Source organism: Loktanella fryxellensis (genome assembly GCF_900110065.1).
GTDB lineage: Bacteria > Pseudomonadota > Alphaproteobacteria > Rhodobacterales > Rhodobacteraceae > Loktanella > Loktanella fryxellensis.
In genome coordinates this window covers 224,550-239,735 of record NZ_FOCI01000001.1, presented here as the reverse complement: position 1 = coordinate 239,735, position 15,186 = coordinate 224,550, and the positions used below count along the sequence as shown (strand labels likewise).

The window sequence follows — 15,186 nt, the reverse complement described above, 5'->3', positions numbered from 1 at the left end:
CCCGGACAGGTCGGCTTACAGCAGCGCCTTGGCAGCCTCGGCGACCTTGGCGGCGGTGATGCCGAACTTTTCATAGAGCACTTCTGCCGGGGCGGAGGCGCCGAAGCCGTCCATGCCGACGAAGGCGGACTTCTTGGCACTGCCACGCTCGCCCATCAGGATCATGTCCCAGGACTGGCGCACGCCCGCCTCGACCGCGACGCGGACGGGGCCTGCGGGCAGGACCTTGCGGCGGGTGGCCTCGTCCTGCTGCATGAACAGCTCCATGCAGGGCATGGATACCACACGTGTGCCGATGCCGTCGGCCTGCAGGGCGTCGCGGGCGGCCAGCGCCAGTTCGACCTCGGACCCCGTCGCGATCAGGATGACCTGACGCTTGCCCTCCGCCTCGGCCAGTACGTAGCCGCCCTGCGCGGTCAGGTTGCGGTTGGTGTGCGTGGTCCGCACGGTGGGCAGGTTCTGTCGCGACAGGGCCAGCACCGACGGCGTTTCCGTCGACGTCAGGGCCAGTTCCCATGCCTCTGCCGTTTCCACTGAATCAGCGGGGCGGAAGACGTGGGTGTTGGGCGTGGCGCGCAGCATCGACAGATGCTCGACCGGCTGGTGGGTGGGGCCGTCTTCGCCCAGACCGATGCTGTCATGGGTCATCACGTAGACGACGGGCACCCGCATCAGCGCGGACAGGCGCATCGCACCGCGCGCATAGTCGGTAAAGCACATGAACGTGCCGCCATAGGGCCGCGCGCCGCCGTGCAGGACCATGCCATTCATCGCAGCCGCCATGCCGTGTTCGCGGATGCCATAGTGGATGTAACGGCCCGTGCGGGCGTCCGGGGTGAAGGTGCCCATGTCGGCGGTCTTGGTGTTGTTCGATCCGGTCAGGTCGGCGGAGCCGCCGATGGTCTCCGGCATGATGGGATTGATGACCTCGAGCACGTTCTCGCTCGACTTGCGGGTGGCCACCGATTTGCCCGCCTCGCTCGCCTGCTTCTTGAAGGCGCGGATGGTGGCGGAGAGTTTCTTCGGCGCGTCCAGATCGTAGGCGCGCTGGAACTCGGCCTGCTTGTTGGCCGACAGCTTGGCGAAGCGTTCGGCCCAGGCGGCATGGGCCGCCTTGCCGCGCGTGGCGGTCGCTTCCCACTGGGCCTTGATCTCGGTGGGTACGTCGAAGGGGCCTGCGGTCCAGCCGTAGGCGTCCTTGGCGGCCTGCATCTGGGCGGCGTCGGTCAGGGCGCCGTGGCCCTTGGACGTGTCCTGTGCGGCGTGACCCAATGCGATGTGGGTCTTGCAGGCGATCATCGACGGGCGGGGATCGGCCTTGGCCGCCACGATGGCCGCGTCGATCGCCTCGGGATCGTGGCCGTCGATGGCCTGCACATGCCAGCCGGATGCGGCGAAGCGCGCCACCTGATCGGTGCGGTCGGCGATGCTGACGCGGCCGTCGATGGTGATGTCGTTGTCGTCGAAGAAGACGATCAGGTGCGACAGCTCCTGCATGCCCGCAAGGCCGATCGCCTCCTGGCTGATCCCCTCCATCAGGCAGCCGTCACCGGCCATGACGTAGGTGTGGTGGTTGACGATCTTGTCGCCCCACGTTGCGCGCTGGATCTCTTCGGCGATGGCGAAGCCGACGGAGTTGGCGATCCCCTGACCGAGCGGGCCGGTCGTGACCTCGATCCCGCGGCCGTGACCGTATTCCGGGTGGCCCGCGGTGCGCGCGCCCCACTGGCGGAAATCGCGGATCTGCTGGATCGGAAAATCCTCGTACCCGGTCAGGTGCAGCAGCGCATAGAGCAGCATGGACCCGTGACCCGCCGACAGGATGAAGCGGTCCCGGTCGGGCCAGTGCGGGGCTGCGGGGTCGAAGTTCAGGTGGTTGGTGAACAGGACGGTCGCCACGTCGGCCATGCCCATCGGCATCCCCGAATGGCCCGAATTCGCGGCTGCGACCGCATCCAGCGTCAGCGCGCGGATGGCGGAGGCCATCATCCAGTGGTCGGGGTGCGCGGTGCGCAGGGCAGCAAGATCCATGGGGCAGCGTCCTCTATCGGCGTGTGGCAGCGTTTGCAGGTTCATAACAGGGCAGGACCGGAGTTCAAGCGTGCTGCCGGAGGCCAAAGGCGGGGGCCGCGGTTTGAATGGTGGGACCGGATGGCCTAACGTGACGCAACGGTTTACGATTCGTGCAAGGCTTGCGGCATCGCGCAAGCGACGGACACAGAAGCGGGGCAGGGCGGATGGACGCGATCAGGACACTGGAAGGGCGGATCACCGCGGCGCTGGACAGGATCGCCTATGGTCTGGACCAGCAGGCGCGGGCACCGGACCCGCAGGCGCTGGCCGCCGAACTGCAGGCGGAACGCGACGCCCACGCGGCGCTGACCGACCGGGTCGTCACGCTGAAGGCGCGGCAGGACGACCAGATCGCGGCCTTGCAGGCCCGGGTCGCGGATCAGGCGGCGCAGCTGGCCAGCCTCGATGCAGAGTTGCAGCAGGTCCGCGGGTCCAATGCCGATCTGACGGTGGTGTGCGGCGAGCTGCGCCGTGCGGCGATGGACGGTGTGGCGGACGCCACGCTGGTGAACCGCGCCCTGATGGCCGAGGTGGACGGGCTGACCGTGCAGCGGTCGTCGGAGGCTGCCGAGGTCGCGGCGATCCTGTCGGATCTGAAACCCCTGTTGCGCAAGGAGGGCTGAGACATGCCGCAGGTCGACATCACCATCGGCGGGCGCACCTTCGAGGTGGCCTGCGAGACGGGCGAAGAGCCTTATCTGCATGCCGCAGCCGCCACGCTGGATGCGGAGGCGGCGCATTTGTCGGCGCAGATCGGCCGCATGACCGAGGCGCGGATGCTGCTGATGGCGGGTCTGATGCTGGCGGACCGCACGGCGGGGCTGGAGGATCAGCTGCGCCGTGCTGCGCAGGACATCGCCAGCCTGCAGGCCGCCCTGAATGCCGCCGACCAGCGTGTGCCGCAGCGAGTCGAGGTGCCGGTGATGCCGGCAGGGTTGCAGGATACGCTCGCCGACATCGCACAGCGGGCCGAAGGGCTGGCAGATCAGTTGGAGGGCCGGTCCTGACGCGCGGGTGTCGCGGCATCGTCGCGGGTCTTGCCACCTGCACGGCCCTGACCTGGGCATCAGGCCCCGCGCTGGCCGGCGTGGTCGTGGCGCAGACCTATACTTGCGACCGCGGCGTGGACGTTCCGGTCGTCTATGTGAACGCCGAGGACGGGACGGACTTTTCCATCGTCGTGCTGATGGTCGAAGGCCGGATGATCAACCTGCAGGCCACGGGCGAGGCCGCATCGGGCGTCCGCTACCGCTTTCCCAACGACGGGTCTGGTTATGTCTGGTGGACCCATCAGGGCGAGGCGTCGCTGTATTGGCGCGACGGTGCGACCTCCGAGGAAACGGCGATCTACACCGGCTGCGCGCCGGCGTGAATATCTCGCCCCCGCCTGCGGCGGGGGCGACATGGTGATCAGCTGTTGGCTTCGCGGATCTTGTCGGCGGCCGCCTGATCAAAGCCGATGCCGTGCTGGGACAGCAGGGTGTCCAGCTCGCCCGACAGGGTCATTTCCGTGACGATGTCGCAGCCGCCCACGAACTCGCCCTTGACGTAGAGTTGCGGGATCGTCGGCCAGTCGGAGAATTCCTTGATCCCCTGACGGACCTGGTCGTCGGCCAGCACGTTCACGTCCGTGTAGTCCACGCCCATGAAGTTCAGCACACCCGCCACGCGGGAGGAGAAGCCGCACTGCGGCATGGTCTTGGTGCCCTTCATGAACAGCACGACGTCGTGGCTGGTCACGGTATCCTTGATCTGGTCGGAAGCGGTCATGAGTCTGGTCCTGTTGTGTAAGATCGGAATGGGGTCAGTCCGGCGCGCGTGTCGTCAGCGCCAGCGCATGCAGGTCGCCGTGGCTGCCGTCCATCTTGCCCTTCAGCGCAGCATAGACGGCGCGCTGCTGCTGCACGCGGTTCTGGCCCGCAAAGCTCGCGTCGATGACCTCGGCTGCGAAGTGCGATCCGTCGTCGCCCTGCACGGTGATCTGCGCGGATGGGAAAGCCTCGCGCAGCAGGCTCTTGATCTCGTGGGCGGTGATGGGCATGGCGGTCCTGCGGTCTGGGATGGTGTCAAGGTATGGGCGGTGTGCCGGAGGGGCAAGGGGGGACCCTCCGGGGGGAGTATTTGGCGCACGATGATGGGTCAGGCCACCGCATCGGCGAAGGCGCTGCGGTAGAGCGCGACAAGGGGGGCAAGCGGCGTGGTTGAGGCCCCAAGGCTGAGCGCTTCGCCACCGAGTTGCCCCACGCGCGCCAGCGGCAGGCCCGCCTGTGCGGCGGCGGCGAAGAGCGCCTCGGCCTGATCGAAGGTGGCGGCGATGAGGTAGCGGGCCTGATCCTCGGCAAAAAGCTGGGCGGTGTCGTCGGTGTCGAGGGTGAGGCCGAGGTGCGCGGTCGCCGCCATCTCGAACGCGGCGAGTGCGAGGCCGCCATCGGCGAGGTCGGTGCAGGCAGTGATCCGGGCGGCGTTCGCGCGGATGAAGTCGCCGTGCGCGGCCTCTGCCGCAAGGTCCACCGGCGGAGCGTCGCCGTCGGCACGGTGCAGGTGTTCGGCCAGCACGGCCGTCTGGCCCATGTGGCCGTGGGTGGTGCCGAGTTGCAGCAGGACGTGGCCAGCGGCAGGCATGCCGCCGATGATCTGGGCGATGTCGGCGATCAGGCCCACGGCGCCGATGGTGGGCGTGGGCAGGATGGCGGTCCCGTCGGTTTCGTTGTAGAGCGACACGTTGCCGGACACGATGGGCATGTCGAGCGCCTTGACCGCCGCCGAGATGCCTTGAATGGCGCCGACGAACTGGCCCATGATGCGTGGCTTTTCGGGGTTGCCGAAGTTAATGTTGTCGGTGGTCGCAAGGGGCTTCGCGCCCACGGCGGTCAGGTTGCGATAGGCTTCGGCCACCGCCTGCTTGCCGCCCTCGACGGGGTTGGCGAACACGTAGCGCGGGGTCACGTCGGAGGTGAAGGCCAGCGCCTTTTGCGTGCCATGGACCCGGACGATGCCCGCACCGGCCCCGGGGATGCGCAGCGTGTCGCCCATCACCTGTGCGTCGTATTGCTCGTGCACCCACGCCTTGCTGGCATAGTTCGGGCTGCCGATCAGCGACCGCAGGCCTGCGATGGGGTCGATGGCAGGGACGGCGGCCATCGGGGCGGGGGCGGGCGTCTCCTCCCACGGGCGGTCGTATTCGGGGGCGGAGGAGGCGAGGGTGGACAGCGGCAGATCCGCCATGATGCGGCCCGCGTGATGGATCACGAAGCGGTCCTCGGCGATCGTCTCGCCCACGATGGCGAAGTCGAGGTCCCATTTCACGAAGACGGCGCGGGCGGCCTCCTCCAGCTCTGGCCGCAGGACCATCAACATGCGTTCCTGACTTTCCGACAACATCATCTCATACGCCGTCATGTGCGACTCTCGCTGCGGCACCGCGTCGAGGTCGAGGCGGATGCCCAAGCGTCCCTTGTCGCCCATTTCCACCGCAGAACAGGTCAGGCCGGCGGCCCCCATGTCCTGGATCGAGATGACGGCACCGGTCGCCATCAGCTCCAGCGTCGCCTCCATCAGACGTTTTTCGGTGAAGGGATCGCCGACCTGCACGGTGGGGCGCTTGTCCTCGATCGTGTCGTCGAACTCCGCGCTGGCCATGGTTGCGCCGCCAACGCCGTCGCGCCCCGTCTTGGCACCCAGATAGACCACGGGCATCCCGATGCCCGACGCGGTGGAATAGAAGATCTTGTCCGCATCCGCGAGGCCCGCCGCAAAGGCATTGACGAGGCAGTTGCCGTTGTAGGCCGCGTGAAAGCGCACTTCGCCGCCGACCGTGGGGACGCCGAAGGCGTTGCCGTAGCCGCCGACACCGGCCACGACGCCGTTGACGAGCTGGCGCGTCTTGGGGTGGTCGGCGGTGCCGAAGGACAGGGCGTTCATCGCGGCGATGGGGCGGGCGCCCATGGTGAACACGTCGCGCAGGATGCCGCCCACGCCCGTCGCGGCCCCCTGATAGGGTTCGATGTAGGAGGGGTGATTGTGGCTTTCCATCTTGAACACCACCGCCTGACCGTCGCCAATGTCCACGACGCCCGCGTTCTCGCCCGGACCGCAGATCACTTGCGGACCGGTGGTGTGCAGCGTGCGCAGCCATTTCTTGGACGACTTGTAGGAACAGTGTTCGTTCCACATGGCCGAAAAGATGCCGAGTTCGGTGAACGTCGGCTCGCGGCCGATGATCTGCAGGATGCGGTCGTATTCGGGGGCGCTCAGGCCGTGGGCCGCGATCAGATCGGGCGTGATGATCGGATCGCCCATCTGGTCGTTTGTCGTCTTGTCGGTCATGGCGGGCCCCCGGCGCTGCTGCTGGCCCCGCTTTTAGGTGACGCGGGGGCAGAGGGGAAGGGCCGGGATGGGGGGCGTCGCGCGGGGGCGTCGCAGATCGCCCGCGCCCAAAAAAAAGCCGGGCACAAAGGCCCGGCGCAGTCCAACAGGGAGGTGAAGCGGGAGACAATCGCCACGCCGCTTCAGGTTTGGAGATAGAGCCTGCTATTTGGGCGATCAAGAAAAATGCCCGAAAGAGTTTGCAAGCCCGCCATGCAGCGGTTGCATGGCAACAGAGTGTGGCGCCTAGCCGCGCTGGGGAAACGCCGCGATCGTGTCACGCACCGATTTGCGATGCGCAAAGATTTCGTCTTGCACGAAGTCGCGGAACGCCATGATGCGACGCGACTGGCGCAATTCCTCGGGGTAGGCGAGGAAGACCGGCACCTCGCCGCTTTCGAGTTCGGGCAGGCAACGCACCAGATGGGGGAAATCCTCGATCACGTAATCGGGCAGCACGCCGACGCCGAGGTTGTTGATCACGCCCTGCAGCACGCCGAAGTAGTTGTTGACGGTGAAGATCGACTGCAGCTCGTGGCTCAGCAAGTGATGCGTCAGGGTCGATCCGGCGCTGACCTGCGTGGACGACAGGGCCTGACAGATCAGGCGGTGGCCCGACAGCTCCTCGACCTTGGTCAGGGGCGGGCGGGCGTCCAGATAGGCCTGCGTCGCATAGAGGCGCATGCGGATGTTCATCAGGCGCTTGCGGATCAGGTCAGCCTGCGACGGTTCCTTCATGCGGATCGCCACGTCCGCCTCGCGCATCGGCAGATCGAGGACACGCTCCTCCAGCATGAGGTCGATCTTGATGTCGGGGTATTTCTCGTAGAGCTTCGGCAGCCGCGGGGCGAGCCAGAGGGTGCCGAAACCGGTGGTGGTGGTGACGCGGAGCTCGCCGAACACCTCCTCCTCGCTGTCCCGGATGCGGGCGCTGGCGGCGTCGAGGCGGCGGTTCATCGACTTGGTCGCGTCGAACAGCAGCTCGCCCTGTTCGGTCAGGATCAAGCCGCGGGCATGGCGGTGGAACAGGGTGGTGTTCAGCGTCTCTTCCAATGCGCGGATCTGTCGGCTGACGGCGGATTGCGACAGGTGCAGCACGTCGCCCGCATGGGTCAGCGACCCCGCGTCGGCGACCGCGTGAAAGATCCTCAGCTTGTCCCAGTCCATCCCCGTCCCCCGGTGCCGCATGTCTGTCGTGCGACTTAACCTCCATTAGGGCATGGTGTGGTCACAAATCAATGAAGTCGCGGGCGGAATAAACGCTTTGTAGGTCAGGAAACGTGACCTATGCTGACCCATGACCGCAAATTGCGCATGGGAGGTGCACGATGGGCCGGGACGAGATTTCCCTCAACGACCGCTTTGATCTGGACTGCTCGGTGGTGCTTTTGAACGGCACGCAGGCGCTGGTGCGCCTGATGCTGATGCAGCGCGCCCGCGATGCGCAGGTGGGGCTGAATACCGCAGGCTACGTCACCGGCTATCGCGGATCGCCGCTGGGGGCGGTGGACCAGCAGATGACGAAGGCCGCATCGGTGCTGACGGCGGCGCAGGTCACGTTCCAGCCCGGCCTGAACGAGGATCTGGCCGCGACAGCCCTGTGGGGCAGCCAGCAGGCGGAGCTGCGGGGCGAAGGGCGTTACGACGGTGTGTTCGGCCTGTGGTATGGCAAGGGGCCGGGCGTGGACCGGTCCGGCGACGTGATGCGGCATGCCAACATGGCCGGCACCAGCCCCCATGGCGGGGTCATCATGGCGATGGGCGACGACCACACGGGCGAGAGTTCGACGACCCTGCACCAGTCCGACTGGGCGATGATCGACGCCTATATGCCGATCGTTTCGCCTGCGGGCGTGCAGGAGGTGCTGGATTACGGCCTCTATGCCTGGGCGCTGTCGCGCTATGCGGGGGTGTGGGTCGGCCTGAAGACGATGAAGGACACGATCGAGGTGACATCCGTCGTGGACGGCGACCCGCACAGGTTGCAGTTCGTGACACCGGATCTGCCCCTGCCGGAGGGTGGGTTGAACATTCGTCTGGTCGACACGCCGCTGGCACAAGAGGCGCGGATGATCGACCACAAGCGTTTCGCCGCCGAGGCGTTTTCCCGCGCCAACCGCATGGACCAGCGCAAGTGGGGCAAGCCAGGGGCGAAGATCGGCTTCGTCGCGGCGGGTAAGAACTGGCTGGATCTGGTGCATGCCCTGTCTCTGCTGGGCGTGGATGAGGCCGAGGCGGAGCGTCTGGGGATCACCACCTACAAGGTGGGTCAGGTCTGGCCGCTGGACATGGCGGGGTTCCACGCGTGGGCTGACGGCCTCGATCTGGTTGTCGTGGTCGAGGAGAAGCGCAAGCTGATCGAGGTGCAGGTCAAAGAGGCGCTGTTCGACGACACCCGCACCCGCGTCTATGGCTGGCACAAGGGCGACGAGCATACCGCAGGGCGGCGCGAGGAGGTGTTTCCGACGCGCCACGCCCTCGACCCGATCTGGATCGCGGAGAAGATCGGCGGCATCCTGATCGAGGAAGGCTGCGGATCGGACGGCGTGCACGCGGGGCTGGCGGAGCTGGCCGCCGCGCGCCGTGCCGACAACGTGCCGGAACTGGCGGCACGGTTGCCCTATTTCTGCTCGGGCTGTCCGCACAACTCCTCGACCCGCGTGCCAGAAGGGTCCCGCGCCTATGCGGGGATCGGCTGCCACTACATGGTGCAGTGGATGGACCGCGAGACGGTCGGCTTCACCCAGATGGGCGGCGAGGGGGCCAACTGGGTCGGCGAGGCGCCGTTCAGCAAGACGGGGCACGTGTTCCAGAACCTTGGCGACGGCACCTACAATCATTCGGGTGTGCAGGCGATCCGGTTCGCGCTGATGGCGGGGACGACGATCACCTACAAGATCCTGTTCAACGACGCGGTCGCCATGACCGGCGGGCAGGGCAACGACGGCGGGCTGACGGCGGACCAGATCGTGCGTGAACTCCTCGCGATGGGCGTGCGCGACGTGCGCGTCGTCTATGACGAGAAGGAGGACGTGGCAGCGGCCCGTTTTCCCACCGGCGTGCCGATGGCCGAACGGGCCGAGTTGCCGCGCGTGCAGGCGGAGCTGGCGAAGGTGCAGGGCGTCAGCGCGCTGGTCTATATCCAGACCTGTGCGGCGGAAAAGCGGCGCAGGCGCAAGCGGGGGCAGTTCCCCGACCCGGACAAGCGCGTGTTCATCAACACCGACATCTGCGAAGGCTGCGGCGACTGCGGGGTGCAGTCGAACTGTGTCAGCATCGTGCCGGTCGAGACGGAATTGGGCCGCAAGCGGGCCATCGACCAGTCGTCGTGCAACAAGGACTTCTCCTGCGTCAAAGGGTTCTGCCCGTCCTTCGTCACGGTCGAGGGGGCCAAGGTCCGCAAGCAAGCCACGGCACAGGTCGACCTGCCGGACATGCCGGACCCGGTGCTGCCCGCGATCCGCGGGACATACAACGTGGTCATCACCGGCGTGGGTGGCACCGGCGTCGTCACCATCGGCGCGGTGCTGGCGATGGCGGCGCATCTGGACGGCAAGGGCGCCGGCATGATGGAAATGGCGGGCCTCGCGCAGAAGGGCGGCGCGGTGCACATCCACTGTCGTCTGGCCAACGCGCCCGGCGACATCAGCGCCATCCGCGTGGCGACCGGAGAGGCGGATGCCCTGATCGGCGGCGATCTGGTGGTCAGCGCGGGGGCCAAGACCCTTGGCCTGATGAAGACGGGCCGCACCCGTGGCGTCGTCAACGCGCACGAGATCATCACCGGCGAGTTCACGCGCAACACCGAATTCCGCCTGCCGGTGGAGGAGCTGAAGCTGTCGCTGACCGCGCGTCTGCAGGACGGGGTGCACCTGTTCGACGCGACCGAGCTGGCGCAGGCGACGATGGGCGACAGCATCTATTCCAACATGATGATCTTCGGTGCCGCATGGCAGATGGGGGCGATCCCGCTGAGCCATGCGGCGATCATGCGGGCGATCACCCTGAACGGCGCGTCGGTGGACCGCAACCTGCGCGCGTTCGAACTGGGGCGCTGGGCGGTGCTGCACCCTGCCGCAGCCGCCGATCTGGGCAAGCCGCGCGTGGTCAAGCTGCCCGCGACGCTGGCCGAGAAGGTGACGTTCCGGGCCGCCCATCTGACGACCTATCAGAACAAGCGCCTGTCCAACCGCTATCTGGCGCTGGTCGCGCGCTGCGACGATCCCGGGCTGAAGGCGGCGGTGGCGGTGGGGTATCACAAGCTCTTGGCCTACAAGGACGAATACGAGGTGGCGCGGCTGTTGCGCGACAGCGCGGCGCAGGCGCGGGCGGCCTTCGACGGAGATCTCAAGATCAGCTACCACCTTGCCCCGCCGATGCTGACCAGGACCGGCCCCGACGGACGGCCCGTGAAGCGGACCTTCGGCGCTGGCATGGCGCGGGCGTTCCCGTGGCTGGCGCGTTTGAAGGTGCTGCGCGGCACGCCCCTCGACCCGTTCGGCCGGACCGAGGAGCGGCGGATGGAACGGGCCTTGATTGCGCAATACGAGGCCGACATGGACGAGGTCCTGCAACGTCTGACGCCCACCAACCGAGAAACCTGCGTGGCGCTGGCGGCCTTGCCGGAGACCATCCGGGGCTTCGGTCCGGTGAAGGCCACGAATGCGGAAAAGGCAGCGGCGCGCCGCGCGGTGTTGCTGGCGGAGTTGCGCAGCGGTCCGGCACGGATGGCGGCGGAATAGGGCAGGTGCTGCCTGGACGAAGCCGTCCAAGCTGTTTGGCGGTGTCCAAGCGGCTTGGAGGTATCCAAGCGGCATGGAGGTATCCAAGCGGCATGGATATTTCCCGACGCGCCACCTATGCTGCCTGCGAAGACACCGCGTGCGGTGCAGGGATGAGGGTGTGTCGTGGCAGTCGGAATATTCGATAGCGGTCTTGGCGGGCTGACGGTCTATGAGGCGATCCACAAGCGGTTGCCGGACCTGCCGCTGGTCTATCTGGGCGACAACGCCAATGCACCTTACGGCGTGCGCGATGCGGACGACATCTATGCGCTGACGACGGCGGCCACGCAGCGCCTGTTCGATGCGGGCTGCGATCTGGTCATTCTGGCCTGCAACACGGCCAGCGCCGCCGCCCTGCGCCGGATGCAGGAAGGCTGGGTGCCAAAGGGCAAGCGCGTCCTCGGCGTCTTCGTGCCACTGATCGAGGCGCTGACCGAGCGCGAGTGGGGCGACAATTCCCCGCCGCGCGAGGTCGCGGTAAAGCATGTGGCCCTGTTCGCCACGCCCGCCACCGTGCGCAGCCGCGCGTTCCAGCGCGAACTCGCGTTCCGCGCCATCGGCGTGGACGTGGAGGCGCAGGCCTGCGGCGGTGTCGTCGATGCGATCGAGGATGGCGATTTCATCCTCGCCGAGGCGCTCGTGCGGTCCCACGTGGACGCGTTGAAGCGCAAGATGCCCGACCCGGATGCGGCGATGCTGGGCTGCACGCATTACCCGCTGATGGCGGACGTGTTTCAGGACGCGCTGGGCGAAGGCGTCAAGGTGTTCTCTCAGGCGAACCTCGTGGCGGAAAGCCTTGCGCATTATCTGGAACGACGACCCGAGATGGTGGGCACCGGGACTGAGTCGCTGTTCCTGACCACGGGCGATCCCAAGAAGGTGTCGGCGCGGGCCACGCAATTCCTCAAGCATCCCATCACCTTCACGGCAGCCTGACGGCGCGGCGGTTGCCGCCCGGTCACGTCCTGCCTACATGACGCCCCAAGGGGAGAGTTCCATCATGACCCACAACGTCGCCATCCTCGGCGCCTCCGGCTATACCGGGGCCGAACTGGTCCGGCTGATCGCCACGCACCTGGACCTGCGGATCACCGGCCTGTCCGGCAATTCCAAGGCCGGGATGGCGATGGCGGACGTGTTCCCGCACCTGCGCCACCTCGATCTGCCGCGCCTGACCACGATCGAGGACATGGACCTGTCCGGTGTGGACCTCGTGTTCTGCGCGCTGCCGCATGCCACGTCGCAGGCGGTCATCAAGGACCTGCCACGGCATCTGAAGATCGTCGATCTGTCCGCCGATTTCCGACTGCGCGACGGGGCGGATTACGAAAAGTGGTACGGCAAACCCCATGCCGCGTTGGGCCTGCAGGCCGAGGCCGTCTACGGCCTGACCGAGTTCTATCGCGACGAGATCCGGGGCGCACGGCTGGTCGCCGGCACCGGCTGCAACGCGGCGACGGGGCAGTATGCCCTGCGCCCGCTGATTGCGGCGGGGGTGATCGACCTTGATGACATCATCATCGACCTGCTGGCCGCCGTGTCGGGCGCGGGCCGGTCGTTGAAGGAAAATCTGCTGCACGCTGAGTTGTCGGAAGGCGCGCACGCCTATTCCGCCGGCGGCACCCACCGCCATCTGGGCGAGTTCGATCAGGAGTTCAGCCTTGTCGCCGGTCGCCCGGTGCAGGTGCAGTTCACGCCACACCTGATCCCTGCGAACCGCGGCATCCTGGCCACCGTCTATGTGAAGGGCGAGGCCGAGGTGGTGCACCGCACGCTGGCGGACGCCTATGCGGAGGAGCCGTTCCTGATGGTGCTGCCGCTGGGCCAGCATCCGTCGATCAAGCACATCCGGGCCAGCAATTTCTGCCACATCGGTGTGGTGAAAGACCGCATCCCGGGGCGCTGTCAGATCATCGCCACGCTTGATAACCTGACCAAGGGATCGAGCGGTCAGGCGATCCAGAACGCCAACCTGATGCTGGGCCTGCCGGAAACGGCCGGGTTGATGCTGGCACCCGTGTTCCCATGAGTGGAGAAGTGCTGTGAAGGGTCTGAAGAAGAAACGCCGGGTGCAGGTCATGGCCCTGTCCGGGGTCTGCGTCGCCGCCGTACTGGGCCTGCTGGCCCTGCTGCCGGACGAATCGTTCCAGTTCTTCCACTCGCCCAGCGAAGTGGCCAGCGACCCGCCCCGCGAGACGGAGTTGTTCCGCATCGGGGGTCTGGTCGCCGACGGGTCGATCGAGCGGGGGACGGGCACCGAGGTGCGGTTCAGCGTCACCGACGGGGGTGCGACGATTCCCGTGACTTACACGGGGATCCTTCCGGATCTGTTCACCGAGGGTCAAGGCATGGTCGGGCAGGGACGCTACGTGAACGGCACCTTCGAGGCAGTTGAAATCCTTGCGAAACACGACGAGACCTACATGCCCAAGGAGGTGCTGGACGCGCTGAAGGATCAGGGCGTCTACGTGGCACCGGACGATGAGGTCGCAACCAATTAACCCCCGCGCCTGATCCTGCCCCCGTCGCAATGGGGAGTTCGGATCATGCAGAGCGTGCAGGACATCGCGCGAGACATCGTGCAGCGCGAAGGTGGGTTCGTCGACGACCCGAACGATCCGGGTGGCGCCACCAACCACGGGGTCACGATCCATACCCTGCGCAGGCTCGGCCTCGATCTGACCGGCGACGGGCGGGTGGATGTGGTCGATGTGCGGCGCATCAGCCGGGCGCAGGCGATCGACATCTTCATCAGGGAATACTTCGAGGCACCGGGGATCGGTCGGCTTCCTGCACCCTTGCAGGCAACCGTGTTCGACATGCAGGTGAACGCTGGCAGCCACGCGGTGAAGATCCTGCAACGGCTGTTGAACCGGATGAGGATCGCGGTCGCAGTGGATGGCATTATCGGGCCGCAGACGGTGGCGGCTGCGGGACGGGCGATGGCCGCCGCACCGCTGCATCTGGTCGATGCCTACGGCATCGCGCGGCGCAACTACTACTACGCGCTGGCCGACACGCGGCCCGCCAGCAGGCGCTATGCCCGCAAACGGGACGGCGGCAAGGGCGGCTGGATCACGCGGGCCGAAAGCTTCATCGCGCCGCGCTATCACCTGACTAACGCACAGCACCGCGAAAGGATTGCAGCATGGGGGTGATCGGCAAGGTAGCGGGCGTGGTCCTGAGGCAGGTGGCGCAGGGCGGGTTGGTCCGCACGGTCGAGGCGTTCCGCGAGAACACGGAAGCGGGCGCGGTGCGCGATTCCGACGACCGTCAGGCGGCGCTGGCGCAACTGGCGGCAGAGTTCGCAGGCAGCAAGCCCGGCGTATTCGACCGGATGATCGACGGGCTGAACCGCCTGCCGCGTCCAATGCTGGCGCTGGGAACGCTGGCGCTGTTCGCCTCCGCCATGACCAGCCCCGACTGGTTTTCCACCCGTATGATCGGCGTGGCGCTGATCCCGGAACCGCTGTGGTGGCTGATGGGGGCGATCGTCAGCTTCTACTTCGGATCGCGCTATCAGGCGAAGGGGCAGGAATTTCAACGCTCTGTTGCGGAAACCGTGCTGCTGGGGCAGGCGCTGAAGGCGGACCGGGCAGTGCCGCCCGCGCCAGTCGCACCGACGGCCGCAGCGCCAGTCGCACCGACGGCCGCAGCGCCAGTCGCACCGGCCGACAATGCGGCCTTGGCCGACTGGTGGGGGCAGGCCCGTGCAGACTGATTGGCCCGAAGCAATCGAGCGGCGTCTGGCGGAACTTGAGACGCACAACGCGGTCAACACGGTGCACCGCACCAACGTGGCGGACCGCCTCGGTGCCATCGAGGATACGCTGCGGTGGCTGGTCCGGCTGATCATCGGCACGCTGATGGTGGCGGGCCTGACGCTGGCCGTGCAGGGCGGCCTGCCGGGGTGAGGCGAGACAATGCGGCGCACAGCGAATTGTGCGCCGCCCCGTTCCGCCGG

General features: G+C 67.1%; 15 protein-coding genes. 10 read left to right on the top strand and 5 right to left on the bottom strand.

Translation table 11 applies throughout. The features are described 5' to 3' along the window. Nucleotides 1-15: 15 nt before the first annotated feature. Nucleotides 16-2,031, bottom strand: a complete 2,016-nt coding sequence (gene tkt / locus BMX16_RS01165) for a transketolase (protein ID WP_089897830.1) — start codon at nt 2,029-2,031, stop codon at nt 16-18. A 206-nt stretch (nt 2,032-2,237) separates the two neighbouring features. Here tkt and BMX16_RS01160 point away from each other — a divergent pair, with 206 nt between their 5' ends. The 3 genes from BMX16_RS01160 (at nt 2,238) to BMX16_RS01150 (ending at nt 3,445) form a co-directional block, all read left to right on the top strand. Further along, nucleotides 2,238-2,696: a hypothetical protein gene (locus BMX16_RS01160; protein WP_089897828.1), complete on the top strand. Its 459-nt coding sequence runs from the start codon at nt 2,238-2,240 to the stop codon at nt 2,694-2,696. Between the two features lie 3 nt (nt 2,697-2,699). Beyond that, a complete protein-coding gene (locus BMX16_RS01155) occupies nt 2,700-3,080 on the top strand; it encodes a cell division protein ZapA (RefSeq protein WP_089897826.1) in 381 nt (126 codons plus the stop codon). Between the two features lie 86 nt (nt 3,081-3,166). Beyond that, complete coding sequence (locus tag BMX16_RS01150; protein WP_245731199.1) at nt 3,167-3,445, top strand: MliC family protein; 279 nt, start codon at nt 3,167-3,169, stop codon at nt 3,443-3,445. 38 nt (nt 3,446-3,483) lie between these two features. Here BMX16_RS01150 and grxD read toward each other — a convergent pair whose 3' ends face one another. The 4 genes from grxD to BMX16_RS01130 form a co-directional block, all read right to left on the bottom strand. Beyond that, nucleotides 3,484-3,843: a Grx4 family monothiol glutaredoxin gene (grxD, locus tag BMX16_RS01145; RefSeq protein WP_089897824.1), complete on the bottom strand. Its 360-nt coding sequence runs from the start codon at nt 3,841-3,843 to the stop codon at nt 3,484-3,486. A 34-nt stretch (nt 3,844-3,877) separates the two neighbouring features. After that, nucleotides 3,878-4,114, bottom strand: a complete 237-nt coding sequence (locus tag BMX16_RS01140) for a BolA/IbaG family iron-sulfur metabolism protein (RefSeq protein ID WP_089897822.1) — start codon at nt 4,112-4,114, stop codon at nt 3,878-3,880. A gap of 98 nt (nt 4,115-4,212) precedes the next feature. Beyond that, a complete protein-coding gene (purL, locus tag BMX16_RS01135; protein WP_089898303.1) occupies nt 4,213-6,372 on the bottom strand; it encodes a phosphoribosylformylglycinamidine synthase subunit PurL in 2,160 nt (719 codons plus the stop codon). A gap of 312 nt (nt 6,373-6,684) precedes the next feature. Next, on the bottom strand, nt 6,685-7,605 hold the full coding sequence (locus tag BMX16_RS01130) for a LysR family transcriptional regulator (RefSeq protein ID WP_089897820.1): 921 nt from the start codon (nt 7,603-7,605) through the stop codon (nt 6,685-6,687). Between the two features lie 161 nt (nt 7,606-7,766). Here BMX16_RS01130 and BMX16_RS01125 point away from each other — a divergent pair, with 161 nt between their 5' ends. From BMX16_RS01125 to BMX16_RS01095, 7 genes are all read left to right on the top strand, one after another. Then, nucleotides 7,767-11,180 carry an indolepyruvate ferredoxin oxidoreductase family protein gene (locus BMX16_RS01125; protein WP_089897818.1) on the top strand — a complete coding sequence of 1,138 codons (3,414 nt, stop codon included), beginning with the start codon at nt 7,767-7,769 and terminating at the stop codon, nt 11,178-11,180. A gap of 165 nt (nt 11,181-11,345) precedes the next feature. Further along, entirely contained in the window at nt 11,346-12,158 is an 813-nt protein-coding gene (locus BMX16_RS01120) for a glutamate racemase (RefSeq protein WP_089897816.1), read from the top strand. Nucleotides 12,159-12,222: 64 nt separating this feature from the next. Then, the gene (gene argC, locus BMX16_RS01115; protein WP_089897813.1) at nt 12,223-13,251 is read left to right on the top strand and encodes an N-acetyl-gamma-glutamyl-phosphate reductase; all 1,029 of its coding nucleotides are present in this window, start codon (nt 12,223-12,225) and stop codon (nt 13,249-13,251) included. Between the two features lie 13 nt (nt 13,252-13,264). Further along, nucleotides 13,265-13,723: a cytochrome c maturation protein CcmE gene (ccmE, locus tag BMX16_RS01110; protein ID WP_089897811.1), complete on the top strand. Its 459-nt coding sequence runs from the start codon at nt 13,265-13,267 to the stop codon at nt 13,721-13,723. Nucleotides 13,724-13,768: 45 nt separating this feature from the next. Continuing rightward, nucleotides 13,769-14,380 (top strand): holin-associated N-acetylmuramidase, encoded by a 612-nt coding sequence (locus BMX16_RS01105; protein WP_089897809.1) that lies wholly within the window; start codon nt 13,769-13,771, stop codon nt 14,378-14,380. Continuing rightward, a complete protein-coding gene (locus tag BMX16_RS01100) occupies nt 14,371-14,943 on the top strand; it encodes a holin family protein (RefSeq protein ID WP_089897807.1) in 573 nt (190 codons plus the stop codon). Before BMX16_RS01105 ends, BMX16_RS01100 begins: the two co-directional genes overlap by 10 nt. Further along, entirely contained in the window at nt 14,933-15,136 is a 204-nt protein-coding gene (locus BMX16_RS01095; RefSeq protein WP_245731198.1) for a hemolysin XhlA family protein, read from the top strand. Before BMX16_RS01100 ends, BMX16_RS01095 begins: the two co-directional genes overlap by 11 nt. The last annotated feature ends 50 nt before the right edge of the window (nt 15,137-15,186 follow it).